At 72.8% G+C, this 14079-nt stretch carries 13 protein-coding genes; 2 read left to right on the forward strand and 11 right to left on the reverse strand.

Translation table 11 applies throughout. From position 1 onward, the window contains the following. Positions 1-28: 28 nt before the first annotated feature. Both IE317_RS08085 and IE317_RS08090 read left to right on the forward strand, forming a co-directional pair. The gene (locus IE317_RS08085) at positions 29-1099 is read left to right on the forward strand and encodes a nucleotide disphospho-sugar-binding domain-containing protein (RefSeq protein WP_191307790.1); all 1071 of its coding nucleotides are present in this window, start codon (positions 29-31) and stop codon (positions 1097-1099) included. A 96-nt stretch (positions 1100-1195) separates the two neighbouring features. After that, on the forward strand, positions 1196-1762 hold the full coding sequence (locus IE317_RS08090; protein WP_191307792.1) for a YceI family protein: 567 nt from the start codon (positions 1196-1198) through the stop codon (positions 1760-1762). Positions 1763-1803: 41 nt separating this feature from the next. Here IE317_RS08090 and IE317_RS08095 read toward each other — a convergent pair whose 3' ends face one another. The 11 genes from IE317_RS08095 to IE317_RS08145 form a co-directional block, all read right to left on the reverse strand. Then, positions 1804-2355 (reverse strand): carboxymuconolactone decarboxylase family protein, encoded by a 552-nt coding sequence (locus tag IE317_RS08095; protein ID WP_191307793.1) that lies wholly within the window; start codon positions 2353-2355, stop codon positions 1804-1806. Then, positions 2343-2789: a DUF6187 family protein gene (locus IE317_RS08100; RefSeq protein WP_191307795.1), complete on the reverse strand. Its 447-nt coding sequence runs from the start codon at positions 2787-2789 to the stop codon at positions 2343-2345. Before IE317_RS08100 ends, IE317_RS08095 begins: the two co-directional genes overlap by 13 nt. Beyond that, complete coding sequence (locus IE317_RS08105) at positions 2782-4110, reverse strand: FAD/NAD(P)-binding protein (RefSeq protein WP_191307797.1); 1329 nt, start codon at positions 4108-4110, stop codon at positions 2782-2784. The genes IE317_RS08100 and IE317_RS08105 overlap by 8 nt, the downstream gene beginning before the upstream one ends. Before the next feature lie 39 nt (positions 4111-4149). After that, positions 4150-4629, reverse strand: a complete 480-nt coding sequence (locus IE317_RS08110) for a DUF6423 family protein (RefSeq protein ID WP_191307914.1) — start codon at positions 4627-4629, stop codon at positions 4150-4152. Positions 4630-4980: 351 nt separating this feature from the next. Beyond that, the gene (locus IE317_RS08115) at positions 4981-5286 is read right to left on the reverse strand and encodes a DUF6235 family protein (RefSeq protein ID WP_191307799.1); all 306 of its coding nucleotides are present in this window, start codon (positions 5284-5286) and stop codon (positions 4981-4983) included. A 180-nt stretch (positions 5287-5466) separates the two neighbouring features. Further along, positions 5467-5619, reverse strand: a complete 153-nt coding sequence (locus IE317_RS08120; protein WP_191307801.1) for a hypothetical protein — start codon at positions 5617-5619, stop codon at positions 5467-5469. 162 nt (positions 5620-5781) lie between these two features. Beyond that, the gene (locus IE317_RS08125; protein ID WP_191307803.1) at positions 5782-5967 is read right to left on the reverse strand and encodes a DUF6222 family protein; all 186 of its coding nucleotides are present in this window, start codon (positions 5965-5967) and stop codon (positions 5782-5784) included. Beyond that, positions 5964-7022: an NAD-dependent epimerase/dehydratase family protein gene (locus IE317_RS08130; protein WP_191307804.1), complete on the reverse strand. Its 1059-nt coding sequence runs from the start codon at positions 7020-7022 to the stop codon at positions 5964-5966. The genes IE317_RS08125 and IE317_RS08130 overlap by 4 nt, the downstream gene beginning before the upstream one ends. 14 nt (positions 7023-7036) lie before the next feature. Then, positions 7037-7612 carry a flavin reductase family protein gene (locus IE317_RS08135; RefSeq protein ID WP_191307806.1) on the reverse strand — a complete coding sequence of 192 codons (576 nt, stop codon included), beginning with the start codon at positions 7610-7612 and terminating at the stop codon, positions 7037-7039. Between the two features lies 1 nt (position 7613). After that, positions 7614-8066, reverse strand: coding sequence for an acyl-CoA thioesterase (locus tag IE317_RS08140; RefSeq protein WP_191307808.1), 453 nt, complete (start codon positions 8064-8066; stop codon positions 7614-7616). A 1-nt stretch (position 8067) separates the two neighbouring features. After that, positions 8068-13896 carry a type I polyketide synthase gene (locus IE317_RS08145; protein WP_191307810.1) on the reverse strand — a complete coding sequence of 1943 codons (5829 nt, stop codon included), beginning with the start codon at positions 13894-13896 and terminating at the stop codon, positions 8068-8070. Between the last annotated feature and the right edge of the window lie 183 nt (positions 13897-14079).

Below are 14079 nucleotides of genomic sequence, written 5' to 3' on the forward strand. Positions count from 1 at the left end.
GCCGCTGCTCGGGCACTTCTTCCCGCTGGTGCCACTCGCCTGGGCCTGCCGGGCGGCGGGGCACGAGGTGCTGGTCGCCGTCCCGGAAAACCTCGTCGACACGGTTCTGCGGTCCGGGCTGCCCGCGGTGTCGAGCGGGCCGCCGATGGACTTCGTCGAGCTGGGCCCGGAACTGTCCACGCACCCGATCGAACAGCGGCGGCACGTGCACGGCCGGGTGTTCGGGCGGATCGCTGCCGCCACGCTGCCGCGGATGATGTCCATTGTGGACGCTTGGCGGCCCGATGTCGTGCTGAGCGAGCGCGCCGAGTTCGCCGGCCCGCTCGCCGCGGCCGCGCACGGAACACCGTTGGCCGACGTGCGGTGGGGCGTGGCCGAACTGCCGGAGTACCGTGCGGGCGCGGTCGAGGTGCTCGCCGGCTCGCCGGTCGCGGCGGGACTCACCCTTCCGCAGCCCGCTCTGTCGCTGAGCCCGTGGCCCCCCAGCCTGCGCCTGCCGCACGCGACGGGCCACCTGAGCTTCCGGCACGTGTCCTACAACGGCACCGCGGACGTTCCCGACTGGGTGCTGGCGCCGCGCACGAAACCCAGGATCTGCCTGACGCTCGGCACACTGGTTCCGCGTTTCGGAATTCCCGACCTGCACGGGAAAATGCTGGCCGCCGTGCGGGAGCTCGGGCGGCTGGACGTCGACGTGGTGATCGCGGTCGACGAGCGGGCCATAGCCTCCTGGGGTCCCTTGCCGGAGAACGTCAGCCAGGCCGGCCGGATGCCGCTGCACCAGGTGCTCGGCGCCTGCGATGTGCTGATCCAGCACGGCGGCCAGGGCACCACGCTGACCGCCTTCTCCGCCGGTGTGCCACAACTGGCGCTGCCGCAGTTCGACGACCAGTTCGAGAACGCGGACGCGGTCGCCAAGGCCGGGGCGGGGATCAGGATGCTGCCCGACGAAGTCACCCCGAGAGCCGTGGCCGCGCATTGCGAAGAACTGCTCGGCACGCCCGCGTTCGCCACGGCTGCCGCGGCCGTCGCCTGCGAGATGGCGGCACAGCTCTCACCTCTCGATGTCGTCGCCGATCTCGAGGCGCTGGGCGGATGAATACCCGCCGGAACAGAGCACGGCGAAGGTGCCTTCCGGAGGGGGACGGTGTCAAGGTCGGCTGAGAGGCACCACGAGCGCACGGGGAGGACTTTCATGAGCGAGGCCACGGTGGGTCCGGCGGCGGTTCCGGAGTGGATCGCCGGCACGTGGACCGTCGACCACTTCCACTCTGCGGTGGGGTTCTCCGTCCGGCACCTGATGAGCAAGGTGCGCGGCAGTTTCACCGAATTCACCGCGCAGATCGTGACCGCCGACGACCCGGCCCGGTCGACCGTCACCGCCGACATCGACCTGGCTTCGGTCGACACCGGCCTCAAGATGCGTGACGACCACCTGCGCTCGGCCGACTGGTTCCGGACCGACCAGAACACGAAGATGCGGTTCGTCAGCACCGGACTGCGTCCGGACGGGGAGCACTGGGTGCTCACCGGCGACCTCACGATCGTGGACACCACCCGGCCGGTCGACATCCGGCTCGAGCTGCTCGGCATCGACCCGACCGGTCTCGAGGGCGAAACCCGCATCGGCTTCGAAGGGCGGGCCACGATCAAGCGCTCCGACTTCGGGCTCACCTTCGGCCTCGCGGTCGACGGCAGCAAGGTCGTCATCGGCGACAAGGTCGACATCACGCTGGACATCGAAGCCGTTCTCAACACCTGACGAGCGGGCGGGCCGGGCTCGTGAGCCCGGCCCGCGCCCGGTCAGGCCGGTGCGTCGAGCAACTCCGCCAGACCCGCGTAGCCCGCGTTCTTCAGCCTCTCGCCCGAGGTCGTCGTGTAGCCCTCGGCGGCGCGGATGCCGAGTCCCTCGACCATCCGGTTCATGAAGTTGAACAGGGCGCAGACCAGGACGGCGTCGTGGAGCGCGCGCTCGTCCCAGCCGGCCGCGAAGACGGCTTCGGCGTCCGCGTCGGTCATTTTCGCCGGCGTCCGCGTCAGCTTGCCGACGTAGGCGAGCACCGGCTTGAGCCGGGCGTCCACGTTCGCGGACTCGAGGTCGGCCAGCGCCGCCGCCAGCGTGCCCTCCGGGATGCCGAACGCCTCGGCGGTGACGGTGTGGATCCCGTGGCAGTAGTCGCAGCTGTTCAGGCCGGACACGTAGGCCGCGATCAGCTCACGCTCGCCCGGCGTGAACGGCGACTCGCCGCGCAGCACCAGCTCGTGGAAGGCCAGCAGGTGCCGCGCCGGGCCCGGGTAGGCCTGGAACACCTGGAGGAGCGTCGTCTCGGACGGCAGGGATTTCAGGTAGGACATCGGAGGCCCTCTCCGTTCGGTGGTGCGTCGGCGCAGGCATCGACGTCCGCTCGGCGCAGCACGCACGCGGTCAGGTAGGCGATCGAGGCGTGGCCCGCACCGGGCGCGGCCGCGGCGACGCGCGCGGCGGTCTTGACCCACTCCTGGCGGAGCGAGCCCGGGGTGTCCGCCGCCGGCTCGTCGAGGGCGGAGCGCACCGAACGCCAATGAGCCCGGCCGAGGGCGACCAGGCCCGGCAGGTCGAAACTGCTGCCCCCGTGGCGCACCTGGTCGACCAGCTGGGTGACCAGCGCCGGATCGTCGGCGATCCGCGCCAGGCCCAGCCCGCCGAGCAGGCGGTCGGGGTCGAGGCCGAGCAGGATGATGCCGACCTCGACGTCGGCGGGCGCGTCGACGTCGGGCAGGGCGAACCGGCTGTCGGCGGGCTCAGACACCGACGGCCTCCCGGAGCGTCCGGACGGGGCTTTCCTCGCGGACGGCGGCCGCGATGGCCGCGGCCGCCCGGGTCGTCGCCACGCGGTGCCCGTCGATGTTCCGGGCCGCCGGGCCGAGGACCATCGCCGTGGCGGCGCCGACCGCCGAAACGCGGGGGGCGCGCTCGAAGACCAGGGTGCGCTCGTCCAGGGCCGGCCATCCGTCGCGCTCGCCGACCAGTTCGGCGGGCAGCAGGCCGTCGCCGATCGACGGTGCCGTGCCCAGCGCCAGGACGGCGTGGTCGGCGGCGATCCGGCGGCCGCTCGCGAGGCGCACCGTCACCGTCCCGCCGACGCCGGTCGCGATCCGGGCCACGGTTTCGCCGCGGTAGACGACCAGCCGGCCGTCCGCTTCGGCTTGCCGGAGCAACGGCTGGAACTCGAACATGATCGACGCCCGGCGGAACTGGTTCATCAGGGCGAGCCGGTCGGCCCAGCCGACGCTGTCGAACCGCTTGCGGCCCTCCGGGCGGAAGAACGTCGAGTTGACGTCGGCGCACTGGTACCGCTCGCCGGGGTCGCGCAGCACCCAGTGCACCTCCCGCCCGGCCGAAAGCGCGTTGGTGATCAGGTGCGCGGCCGTCAGCCCGGCCCCGACGACGATCTGCCGCCCGCCGTCCGGCGCGGGCTCGTCCCAGTACGAGGTCCCGGGGGGTGTCGGGCCGCCGCCCCACCACGAATCCGGCGCCGGGCGCCGTTCCTCGCCGAGGCAGAGCACGACGTGGCGGGCGGTGACGGTGAAGGCGCCGGCGTGCACCGTGACCGCGTCGGCGGCGGGCAGCACCTCGCGGACCTCGCCCCGCCACGTCTTCTCGCCGACGTGGTGGCTCGCCGCCAGATGCGCGCAGTAGGCCTCGAAGACGTCCACCGGCACGACGGACCGGTGGCCGGCCTGCGACATCCGGATCTCCCGGCGCTCGACCGGGGTCAGCCGCGCCCAGTGCAGCCGGGCGAAGTCGACCAGCTCGCAGTCGCGGTAGCCCTCGACACCGGGGTGGTGCTCGTAGGGTGAACGGAGAACGCGCTGGCCGAGCCGGTCGATCCGGTCGAAGAACCGCCCGCACGGCCGGCCGTCGCGGTCGATCACCACGACGTCGCGGACGCCGTGGTGCCACAGCGCCGACGTCACGGCGAGCCCGGCCGGCCCCGCGCCGACGACGACCACCTCCGCGGTCGCGGGCGGCCGAGTCTCGCGGCCCGCAACCGGCGGGGCGGGCAGCCGCGGCCAGTCACGGCCACGGGGTGAGTCCAGCAGGTGCGGTTCCGGGACGAACTTGATCACGAATTCCCCTCACGCCCGAGACCGGGACCGGGCGCCGGTTCAGCCGATCACCGTGATGGGCACGATCAGCTCGACCACCGGCCGCTGCCGCATCCCGTTGGTGACCAGCTCCTCGAGCGTCTGCTGGGACTGCTCGGCGCTGTCGGTGGCGAGCGGGCTGTACCGGGAGGAGAAGTACGTCGGCTTGCTGCCGCCGGTTTCCATCGAGTACGTCTTGAGCACGGCCTCGCCCGGCCGGACCTCACCGTCGTAGAAGGTCAGCCGCCGCTGGTCGGGCGTCATGAAGCTCTTCGCGAACTGGGGCGACATCAGTGCGGCGTCGTCGATGAACACCGAGTCCTCGTCCAGCACCGCCTGCATGGCGACCCACGTCCGGTCGGTCAGGTTGGTCTCGGCCTTGATGACCTGCCAGCGCCCCGGCTCCGGAAGGCTGACACTCACCGAAACGTCGTGATCGGCGGTGTCGATCGCGCCGGTGATCATGAGTACCCGGCGGCCGACATCGGCCACGCCGGTCAGCTGGATGTCCCGGGCGCGGACCCGGCTGGAAACATCGAGTCCTGGCAATTCGGGCGACGACATGACGAAGCCTCCTCGTTATTCACCCCAGAAAATAACGGCCGCAACGGCGAACACGACGAGGTTTTCATACCACAAGAGACATTGTCAAGATGAGGAATACCCCGTTCCGCGGCATGCATTGCGCCCACCGGGAACATACGCCATCCGGGCGACGTCTTACCCCGTTCGGCGCAGTACCGCTCATTCAGCCGTCGGCCGTCGCCCGACCATCCCGGTCACAAACCGTCACGGGGCCGAGCCGCGGCAGCCTGGCCGGAGTAAGCCTCAGCGTCATCTCGCGGCCAGTGCTCACTGCCCCGGCGAGCCCGGGCGGGCCGGAGCGTCGACACCGTCCTGCAGACGGCCGACATAACGGATCTCGAATGCGGATTCCGCCCGCTGCACCATTATTATCAGCACCAGACCCGGTTTCACCATAATCATGAAATTACCGGGATCGTGCGGGTCGCCGAAAATGTCGTAGACCAGGAAAGCCGACCCGTCGCCCACAGCGAACAATGCCTCGTAGACGACATTCCGTTCGGCCTGTGTCGCCGACTCGGCCCAGTCCTCGAGCACCTGCACTCCCGCGGTGAGCTGGAGGCGCATCGCCATCCACCGGCCTCCCAACCGAACTTCGGCCGGGCGCCGGGCGCGCACGGCGAGTCCCGCCCCGCACTCCGGCCCCGGTGAGGTTCCAGTGTCCCGCCCTCGCGGTGACCGCGTCATCTCTGTGCGTGCGCCGGACCGGCAGGCGCGCGCCCGTGACGCGGCACCCACCCGGCCGCCGGACGTTCAGTTGTAACCGAGAACGATGTGCTCACGCAGGTACTCCCGCTCGGCCGGCGCGGCCGCTTCCCGCGGCGAGTCCGCGCGCGGGCGGCCGCTCGGTTCGGCCGGCTTTCCGTCGGCCCGGCCCTTCCCGGCCGGCAACGCTGGAGCTGTCATGGCGTTTCCTCCGTTCTCCCTCCCCGGCCCGGAAAGCTCACGCATCGGACGAATCTCGCCGCATTCCGGGATACCGGCCGTCGAGTGGCCGAGGCGGTTCGACGGCAGCGGTTCAGCGCGAGGGCGAGTGCCTCACCGCGGCGTCCGCGCGGTGACTTCCGCTCACGCGGCATCCCGCAACCGGACCTCGTAGTCGTCCTCGATCTCGGCGACGATGTCGGACCAGACGATGCCCCGCCCCAACCGGGGCATCGGCCGGGCCTGCCGGCCGTCCGGCACGTCCGTCAAGGCCGTCGGGGCCGTGTCGGAGCCGGGCCGGATGGGCTCGATGGCGTCGCTGGCGGTCATGGCAGGACCCTCCTCGGTCGGGACGGTCCCGGCTCGGCCGGGACCGCTGTCGTCGTCATGGGCACAGTGGGCAGGGCGGCCGCGCCGGCCTGCCGGTCGGTGAGGCGTCCGGTCGCGTGCAACCAGGCGACCGTGTCGCGCACGGTGCGGGCCACCGGCCGCGCCGGGACGCCGGCCCCGGGTGCGTCCGCGGCGACGGGCAGGGCGGAGGCGCAGACGTAGAGCGCGCCGTACTCGGCCGGGATGTGCCACGGCCAGCCGCGCTGCAGCAGGTCGGCACCCCGGCCGACCGGGAACATCGCCCGCGCCGGGAGGAACGCCGCCGGCAGGCGCCGCCCGGTCGCGGCCCGGACCACGGCGAGGTACTCGCGGGTGGTCAGGAAGTGGCCCGGCCCGAAGTACCCGTCGCCGGGCACGCCGTCGAACAGCCGCGCGTGCAGTTCCGCCGAGTCGCGGACGTCGCCGATCGGCAGCCCCCCCGACGGCCAGATCGGCATCAGCCCGCGCAGCAGGTCCCGCAGCCGCGCGTTCTGGTCGCCCAGGTGCGGGTCGTGCGGTCCGAGCAGCGCCGGCGGGTGGGTGACGGTGACCGGGACGCCGTCGGCGCGGTGCGCGCGGGCGATCCGCTCGGCCTCGGCCTTCGAGGCGAGGTAGGCCTCCCGCGGGGTGCCGACCGGGCTCGCCGCCCCGATCGTCGGCCCGGCCGCCGGGTACAGCGCCCCGACGGTGGAGACGTGCACGATCCGCCCGGTGCCCGCCCGGCGTGCGGCGGCGAGCACGACTTCGGTGCCGCCCGCGTTCACCCGCCACAGCTCGGCCCGGCGCCTGCTGTCGAAGGTGTAGACGCCCGCCGCGTGCAGCAGCGCGTCCGCACCGTCGACCAGCCGGGCGACGGAAGCGGGGTCCGTGACGTCGCCGGTCACGACGTCCACAGTGGACGGCACGGTCCGGCCGGGGTCGCGGGCGAGCAGCCGCACCCGGTGCCCGCGCCGCAGCAGGGCCGCGACCGTGTGGGTCCCGAGGAAGCCGGTGCCGCCGGTGACCGCGATCAGCATGACGTTCGCCTCCCTCAGGCCGCGCGGGCCCGCCCGTCGATCCGGTGGTAGCCGCCGCCGTAGAAGACGAGCGCGTGTTCGCCTTCGCCGCGGCTGGTGGCGACCACCCGGCCGAGGAAGATCGAGTGGTCACCACCCGACACCACCTGGGCGAGCTCGCATTCCAGCCACGCCAGCGCGCCGGTGAGCAGCGGTGCGCCGGTCAGGTCGCCCGCCGTGTAGCCGACCGCGTCGAACTGGGCGATCCCGTCGGGACGGCGCCAATCGGCGAAGTACTTCGACAGCTCCTGCTGCTCGGCCGCGAGGATGTTGACCCCGAACGAGCCCGCGGTGACGATCGCGGTGTGCATCCGGGCCGCCTTGGACACGCAGCACAGCACCATCGGCGGTTCCAGCGACACCGACGAGAACGCGTTGGCGGTCATGCCGTGCGCGGCCTCCCCGCCCGCCGTCAGCACCGTCACCCCGGTCGCGAACTGGGCCATCACCTGCCGCAGGCCCGGCTGGACGGAGAGGCCACTGCGGGCGCGTGACGTCCGCAGCCGTTTGAGCACGGGAGCCCCCTCGGAAGGCTCTGCGTCGTAGCCCACGTCAGACTCCCTTGCCGTTGACCGCGGCCGTCGCGTAGGGCGCCAGCGCTTCGCGCAGCTGCTCGGGGACCCGTGACGGCACGGTGGCCGTGTTCGGCCCGCGCATGCAGGCGATCCGCTGCCGACCCCGCGCCACGAGCCGCTCCTTGCCGTCGGTGGTGAGGTGGACGTAGTCGAAGGCGAACTGCACCTGCGTCGAGGTGAGTTCCTCCAGCCGCATCCGGATGGACAGCTCGTCGAACGCGGTGATCTCGGCGAAGAACTCGCACTCCACCTTGAGGGTGAACAGCTTGAGGTCGTGGCGGACCTCTTCGAGCACCGCCGGCGCCTTTTCCTTCAGGAACATCTCGCGGCACCGGCCCTGCCAGCGCACGTAGTTCACGTAGTAGACGTTGCCCACCAGGTTGGTCTCTTCGAAGCCGACCGTGTGGCGGATCTCGTAGTAGTCGGACATCTCAGTTCCCCTCTGCCTGGAGCACGGCGAAGACGATCGGGGCGGTCCGGTCGTTGACGGTGGTCGACCAGGTGGCGATCCGGGCGTTGCCGGAGGCCAGCAGCGCCCACCCGTCGGCGTCGACCTGGCGCACGGTCAGCGCCTGGGTCATCGACCCGGTCTTGCGCACGCACTCCAGCGCGCTCCACACCCGGGTGTTGGCCACGCTGACCGGCTCGCCGGTGTCCGCGGCCAGCAGGCGGCCGAGGGCGAGGAGCTCTTCGCCGAGCAGGCCGGTCCAGTCCTCCTCGCTGCGTTCGATCGCCGTCTCGATGTCGCACGCCACCGGGCTGGTGCCGGCGACCGCGAGGGTCAGCTGTGCGGTGTGCGACGCGGTGATGTGGACCCCGCCGTCGCACTCCGGCTTGCCGTCGGGGCGGTACCGGATCTCGACCGGCCGGTCGAGCGCCCGGCCCGCGGCGAGCGCCGTCTGCGCCCTCCGCTCGGCGGTGCCCTCGGCCGGGCGCCCGGCCGGGTCCGGCTCGAGCACCACCGACCGCGTCCCGCCGAGCAGCCGCTCACAGGAGCGCTCCAGATAGGACCCCAGCATCGAGGGGACCCACGGCCCGGCACCGTCGCGCTTGCGGACCGCGCGCAGCTTCAGGCCTTCCCAGCGCTCGACCAGCGTCCCGTCGGGGTTGCGCACGTCGAGGTCGTAGACGTAGCTGTCGCCGTCCTGGGAACGTTCCTTCGCGTCCAGCAGGACGTACTCGTCGTGCTGACGCCCCGGCTCGGCCAGGTACAGCTTCTCGATGCCCTGCGGCAGCAGCGTCGCGTCGGGGACGCAGCACTGGATCGCGTGCATCATCGCGTCCCGCGTGCCGGGATCGGCCAGCAGCCGCTCCTGGGGCAGGAAGGGCGCGAACCACGAGAAGTCCGCGCTGGTCGCGATCTCGGCGACCGCGTGCCGGGCGCTCGCCCGCCGGTAGCCGAGCACGCGCTGGAACCGCTTGCCCTGGAACAGGACCGAGCCGTACAGCTCGCTGATCGGCTCCACCGGGACCGGCGGCAGCGCGACGTCGCGGGCGGCCTTCTCCCCCAGCTCGGCCGGCCGGGCGAAGCTCAGCCGGGCCCGGAAGTGGTCGGCGCTGAACCCGGTCTCGTCACTGCGGATGACGACGTCCACGGTGTCGGCGTCACGCGCCAGCGTGGCCAGCCGGATCGTGGTCGACCCGCCGGGCGAGACGATGATCGGCCGGAGGAACTCGACGTCGGAGAGCACCGGGGTGCCGGTGCGGTCCAGCGTCGCCGCCGCGGCCTGCGTCATCGCCTCCATGCCGAGCACCGCCGGGAACAGCAGCTGCCCGTCGAGCAGGTGGTCGGTCAGGTACGGGTCGGCCCCGTCGGACAGGTCCGCCTCGGTGATCAGCTCGACGCCCGGGTAGTGCACGATCGCGCGGTCGACGAACCGGGTCAGCGGCAGCTCCCGCTTCCGGATCGGCAGCGTGGGCAGGCCCGACGTGCGGCCGCAGACCACCAGCACCGGCGGCGCGGCCGGGTCGGCCAGCACCCGGCGGAGGATGGTGATGCCCTCCTCGGTCGGGATCGGCGTGATGCCGTCGCGCATCAGGGCGCTGACCACGCCGAGCTTCTCGCCCATGCCGGTGCCCGACCAGACCGACCACTCCAGCGCGATCGCCCGTGCCTTCGGGTGGTCCTGGCCGAAGCGCAGGGTCAGCTCGGTCATCCAGTCGTTCGCCGTGGCGTAGTGCGCTTCACCGCGCAGGCCGGCCCGGCCGATGATGCTGCCGAAGGTGACCAGGAGCTTGATCCGGTCCTGGTCGACCGCGGCGAGCACCGCGTTGAGGCCGCCGATCTTCGGGGCGAGGGTCTTGCGGAAGCTGTCCTCGGTCAGGCTGAAGAGGGCAGCCGGCTCGTTGCGGCCCGCGCCGTGCAGGATCGCGGTGACCGGGCCGAGTTCGGCCTCCACCCGGGCGATCGCCTCGGCGACCTGCGGGGCGCTGGTGACGTCGGCCCGCTCGTAGCGGTAGCGGATGCCCACCGCCTCCATGCGGTCGAGGTTCTCCGCCAGCTCGCTGTCGGACTCCGGGTCGCTGCGGCCGAGCAGGGCCAGCCGCGCCCCGGAATCCTTGGCGAGCGCCAGCGCGCTCTCCGCCGTGATGCCCTTGCCGCCGCCGGTGACGAGCAGGACGTCGGTCGCGTCCAGCGAGTGGCGCAGCGGGCCGGGCTTCGGGGCGGGCAGCGCGGACAGCCGCGGCACCGTGCGCCCGCCGTCGGCGCCGTAGCGCGCTTCGGTGAAGTCCGTGGTCGCGGCCACCTCGGCCACCACCGTGGTCACGGCCCATGCGATCGCGTCCACATCGGACGGTGCCGGGTCGGCGAGGTCGACGATCGTCGTCTTCGCCGACGGGTCCTCCAGGCGCAGGGTCCTGGCCAGGCCGGCGGCCCCGTAGCCGTGGTGGACGACCACGAACCGCGTGCCGTTGGGGGCGGCCATGACCGCACGGCCGGCTTCGAGGAACAGGCCGACGTGGCTGGCGTCGCAGTCCGCCGGCAGGCAGAGCAGCACGCCGTCCCCGGCGCCGGACCGCGCGAGCGCGGCCTTCAGCGGTTCGGCCAGCGGGTGCCGCGGCGTCGCGAAGACCTGCCAGTCGGCGTTCCCCGCCCCCGCGGTGAGGTCCGCGGCGGGCCGCGGCGCGGGCACGTACTCGACCGCGAACGGCCGGACCCACGGACCCACGCCGGGGGCCTCACCGGCGGCGGTGTCGGCCGGCTTGGCCGTCTGCGCGAGCTCGTCGATCATCTCGGCGAGGTCGCCGAGGCACACCGTCGCGAAGTTCGGCATGCCCTCCAGCGCGGGGCGGCCCAGCGCCCGGGTGACGTCGTTGACCAGCTGCCCGACCGTGATCGACGACAGGTGCAGGTCGTCGAGCGGGTGCGTGTCCGCGGTGACCGCCTCCAGGGGCAGCTCGACGCGCTCGGCGGCGAACCGGCACAGCAGGTCCAGCGTCGAACCGGCGTCCCCGCCGGACTCCTCGGCCTCGGCCGCGGCGGCCTCCGCCTTCTCCGCGGCCAGCTCGGCGGCCAGCTCGCTGTCGATCGACGCCCCCGCCTCGCACGGGCTGGCCAGGAAGGTGAACTGGCCGTCGGCGGGCAGGGCGCGGACGATCCGGCCTTCGAACAGCGCGTCCACCGAGATCTGCGCGCCGAGCGCGAACGCCGCGCCCACGACCCGCAGCAGGCCCTGCAGCGACGCGTTGTCCGTGTCGATCGCGAGCACCGGGGTCTCCGGCGCGATCTCTTCGAACAGCCCGGTCAGCACCCGGCCGGGCCCGACCTCGACCACCAGGTCGCTGCGCTCGGCCACCTTGGCGGCGGCCTCGCGGAAGCGGACCGGCAGCACGATCTGGTCGCGCAGCAGCCCGGGCAGGTCCTCCGCGGCGTGCAGCATGTCCCCGCTGACCGTCGAGACGACCGGCCGCTCCAGCCGCGCGAAGCCGAACTCGGCGAGCCGCTCGGTCATGGCGTTCGCGGCCGGCTCGACGGCGGGCGAGTGGAAGGCGTGCGAGACCTTGACGCGGGTCGCGGTGACCCCCTGGGCCTTCGTCCGGGCGACGATCCGGTCGATCGCCCCGGCCGGCCCGGAGATCACCGTCTGCTCGGGCGCGTTGTACCCGGCGATGACGACGTCGTCGCCCAGGCCCAGCTCCTCGACCCGGCCGGGCGAAGCGGCGATGCTCGCCATCGCGCCGGTGCCGTCGCCCACGGTCGTGGCCATCACCTTGCCGCGGATCGTGGCGAGCTTCAGCAGCGCCCGCTCGTCGAGCGCGCCGCCCCAGTGCAGTGCGGTCAGCTCGCCGAGGCTGTGGCCGGTGGCCGTCGACGCCTCGATGCCGAACGAGCGCAGCACCCGCAGCGCGGCCAGCGAACCGGTGACGATCCGGGGCTGCGCCACCTCGGTGGCGACCTGGTCACCGGTGGTGGGCAGCGCGGCGGCCCGGTGGATCTCGTCCGCCACGGCGAACCGGCGGCGCAGCGCCCCGTCGCCACCGCGGCCGGAACCCTGGCCGGGGAACAGGTAGCCGATCTTCGGCGCGGAGCCGCGGCTGCTCGCGAAGATGCCGTCGGCGCTGTCGAAGACCGAGTCACCGGAGTCGAGCTGCTCGAGGAGCTTGGTCAGCTTCCGCTCGGCGTGCTCGGGGTTGGCCGCGACGACCGCGGCGCGCACCGGCTTGCCCGACAGGTCCTTCGCCAGCGTGCCGGCGAGGTCGGTCAGCTCCGCGAACGACAGCTTCGGCACGGTTTCCAGCACCGCGGCGATGTTCCCGCGCAGGGTGGCGAGGTCGTCGGCGTCGAACAGCAGCAGCTCGGCGTCCTGGCGGCCGGCGACCAGCGAGCGGGCCCGCTCGTCGAGCTCCCGGCGCCGGGGTGCGGTCGGCGCCTCGGTGACCGTGACGTGGGAGTTGATGCCGCCGAAGCCCATCGCGGAGACACCGGCGCGGACCGGCTGGTCCTCCGGCCACAGCGTCGCCTCGCGCGGGACGTACATCCGCGCCGAGGAGCCGGTGAGCGACTCGTGCGGGTTGTGGTGGCCGGTCGCGGGCGGGATGACCTGGTGGTACACCGCCAGCGTCGCCTTGATCAGGCCGGCGACCCCGGCCGCCGCCTTGGTGTGGCCGATGTTGCCCTTGATCGTCGACAGCGCGGCCTGCTTGGCCAGCGGGTCGGCGTCGCGGCGGGCCGTGGACAGCGCCTCGATCTCGGTTTCGTCGCCCAGCGCGGTGCCGGTGCCGTGGCCCTCGAAGTAGGAGACGGTCTCGACGCCGTAGCCGGCGCGGTCGTAGGCGCGCTTGAGGGCCAGCCGGTGCCCGGACGCCTTGGGCCGGGTGATGCCGCCCTTGCCGTCGGACGACACGCCCCAGCCGCCGATCGACGCGTAGATCCGCTTGCCCTGCTCCAGCGCGTCGCTCTCGCGCATCAGGACCAGCATGCCCGAGCCCTCGCCGGGCCAGAAGCCGTTCGAATCGGCGTCGTAGACCTTCATCTCGCGCTTGGCCAGCGCGCCGGTCTTCGCGAAGCCGATCACCTCGAACGGGTCGATCGACAGGTCGACCCCACCGGCGATGGCGAGGTCGAGGTCGCCCTGGACGAGCGCGTTGGCCGCGGTCACCACCGACAGCAGCGAGGACGAGCAGGCGCCGTCGACGGTGTAGCCGCCGCCGGCGAAGTCGAAGTGGTTGCAGACGCGCCCGGCGATCGTGTTGGCCAGGCCGCCGGCGAGCGTGTCCTCGTTGATCTCGGGGAACGGCTCCTTGTACTGGACTTCGAGCTCCCGCAGGAAGTTCGCGGTCTCCTCGTCCTCCCAGCCGCGGGCGGTCAGCGCCGCCGCGACCGTGCGGCGCACGTACGGCCAGCGCAGCCGCATGATGTTGGCGCGGGAGAACTCACCGGTGAGGCTGTTGCCGATGACGACGCCGGTGCTCTGCTTCGGGGCGCCTTCGCCGTCACCGAACCCGGCGTCCGCGAGGGCCTCCGCGGCGACCTCGAGGGCGAGCCAGTGCGTCGTGTCGGTCGCCCGGAAGGTGCTGCCGGCGACCTTGTGCGCCACCCGGTCGAACTCGTAACCCCGCAGCACGGCCGCCTTCTGCGAGTAGAAGCGGTCCGGTGCCTTCGGGTCGGGCGAGTAGTAGTCCGCCCGGTTCATCCGCTCGTCCGGCAGCCTGCGGAACGCCCGCCGCCCGGCCAGCACGTTTTCCCAGAGCTCCTCCGGAGAACTCGCGTCGGGGTACCGGAGACCGATACCGACGATCGAAATCCGCTCTACGCTCATGCCACCGCACTCCCACTGGCTCTCGAGCCCCATACCATCGGAACCGTCCGGTCCCGGCTGTCCACCGGTGCGGGACCCGGGGTCCAGCCGCTGGCCTGTCTCCGTCTGGCGGCGCCGCCGCTGCCCGGTGCTCCGGGTCGCCGGGCCATCCGGTCCAGCATCTCCGGGCGATGCGGACCGGCT

Origin of the sequence: Amycolatopsis bullii (assembly GCF_014654205.1) — a bacterium.
GTDB classification, from domain to species: domain Bacteria; phylum Actinomycetota; class Actinomycetes; order Mycobacteriales; family Pseudonocardiaceae; genus Amycolatopsis; species Amycolatopsis plumensis.